1 protein-coding gene is annotated in these 1,993 nt (G+C 75.3%); it reads right to left on the reverse strand.

The genetic code is table 11. From position 1 onward, the window contains the following. Positions 1-1,993 (reverse strand): heavy metal translocating P-type ATPase (locus TA90_RS03875; RefSeq protein WP_074015270.1); only part of this gene is annotated, 1,993 nt, incomplete at both ends.

Raw genomic sequence — 1,993 nt, forward strand, 5'->3', positions numbered from 1 at the left:
AGCCACGCCCCGGCGTCCGGCGCCCCGGCGTCCGGCGGTCAGCGCGCCCGCGCGGGGGCCTCCCCCGACCCGGCCCTGCGGGGATGAGTCGTGCCGAGTTGAGGATGAAGGCGGACTCGGACCCGACGTGCACGACGGCGGCGGCCACGGGGCCCAGCACCCCGAAGGCGGCGAGCGTCATGCCGATCGCGTCGACCACGAGCGTCCCCACGAAGTTCACCATGATGGTGCGTCGCGCGCGTCGTGCCGTGCGCACCAGGGTGACCAGGTCCCCCAGGTCGGAGCTGATGAGCACCACGTCGGCGCTCTCCCGGGCGACATCGGTCCCCGATCCGATCGCGATCCCCACGTCGGCGGCCGCGAGCGCGGGGGCGTCGTTGACCCCGTCACCGACCATGGCGACCACGTGTCCCGCGGCGCGTTCGGCGGAGACGATCCCGTGCTTGTCGGTGGGGAGCAGGCCCGCGCGGACCTCGTCGACCCCGACCTGCCCGGCGATGGCCCTCGCCGTGGCCTCCGTGTCCCCGGTCAGCATGAGGACCCTCAGACCCAGGTCGTGCAGGTCCGAGACGCACCGGGCCGCGCCCTCGCGCAGCTCGTCGGCGACGAGGAGGGTACCCGCCCAGCGTCCGTCCACCGCGACGTGCACCGGCGTCGTCCCCCCGAAGGGTGCCTCCACCGTGGCGGGGGCGTCCCGCACGAGGCGCGCACTGCCGACCCGCACCTCGTGTCCCCCGACCCGGGCGGACACCCCCATGCCGAGGGAGTGGTCGGAGTCCTCCGGGACGGCCACGGTGAGGTGGCGTTCCCGCGCGAGGTCGGCGACGGCACGCCCCACGGGGTGCTCGGAGTGCCACTCGGCGCCTGCGGCCAGTGCCACCAGGTCGCCCTCGTCGACCCCGGGCGCGGGGCGCACGGCCACGACGCGGGCCTGCCCGAGCGTGAGCGTGCCCGTCTTGTCCAGGACCACGGTGTCCACCCCGGAGAGGACCTCCAGGTGCGTCCCGTCGCGGACGAACGCCCCGGAGCGGGCCGCACGCGCGATCGAGGCGAGAATGGCGAGCGGGGTGCCCGCGGCGATGCCGCACGCCCCGGCCACGATGACCACGGAGATGGTGGCACGGGCGTCGCGCGTGACCACGAAGGTCACCAGCGCGGCGGCGAGCGCGACGAGGACGAGGATGCCGGCCAGCCGGTCGGCGAGACGCTGGACGGGGGCCCGCGACTCCTGGGCCTCCCGCACGGTCGCGATGATCTGCCCGAAGGTGGAGTCCTCGCCCGTGCGTTCGGTGGTGACCTCGAGTGCACCCGCCACCGCGATGGAGCCGGCCAGCACCGGGTCCCCGACCTGCACGTCCACCGGCAGCGACTCCCCGGTCAGGCGGGACTGGTCCAGGCTGGCCGATCCCGCCAGGACGGTGCCGTCCACGGGGACGCGCGAGCCCGGCTCGACCACGACCACCGTGCCCGGCCGGACCTCGGCGAGGGGGACGGTGTCGACCTCACTGCCCCGACGCACGCGCACCGTGGTGGGGAGGAAGGACATGAGGTCGGAGAGGGCGTCGCGGCCCCGGTCCATCGAGAGGTCCTCGAGGATCTCCGCGGCCAGGACGAAGGTGGTGATGACGAGCGCGGTCGTCCACTCCCCGATGGCGGCGGCCGCGGCGATGGCGATGAGCATGGACAGCTCCATGCTCATCCGCCGCTCCTTCACGTCCTCCCAGGCCTCGACGATGATCGGCCAGCACCCGGCGATCAGGGCTGCGACCGAGACGGGTCCCAGCACCCAGGTCGGTGAACCCAGGGCCCCGGCGACGCCGACGACGACGGCGCACGCGGCGACGGCGACCGTGCGGCGGAGGTCACCGCGGTCGATGCGCTGCCACAGTCCCGGGTCCGCGTCGGCCTCGTGGGCGGTGGCGGGAGGCGGGACGTCGGCACCGGCGCGCTGCGGGCCGGGGTCCTGCGTCGTCGTGGCGGTCGCGGCAGCGGG

The sequence above is a fragment of the Actinomyces polynesiensis genome (genome assembly GCF_000820725.1).
Classification (GTDB): domain Bacteria; phylum Actinomycetota; class Actinomycetes; order Actinomycetales; family Actinomycetaceae; genus Pauljensenia; species Pauljensenia polynesiensis.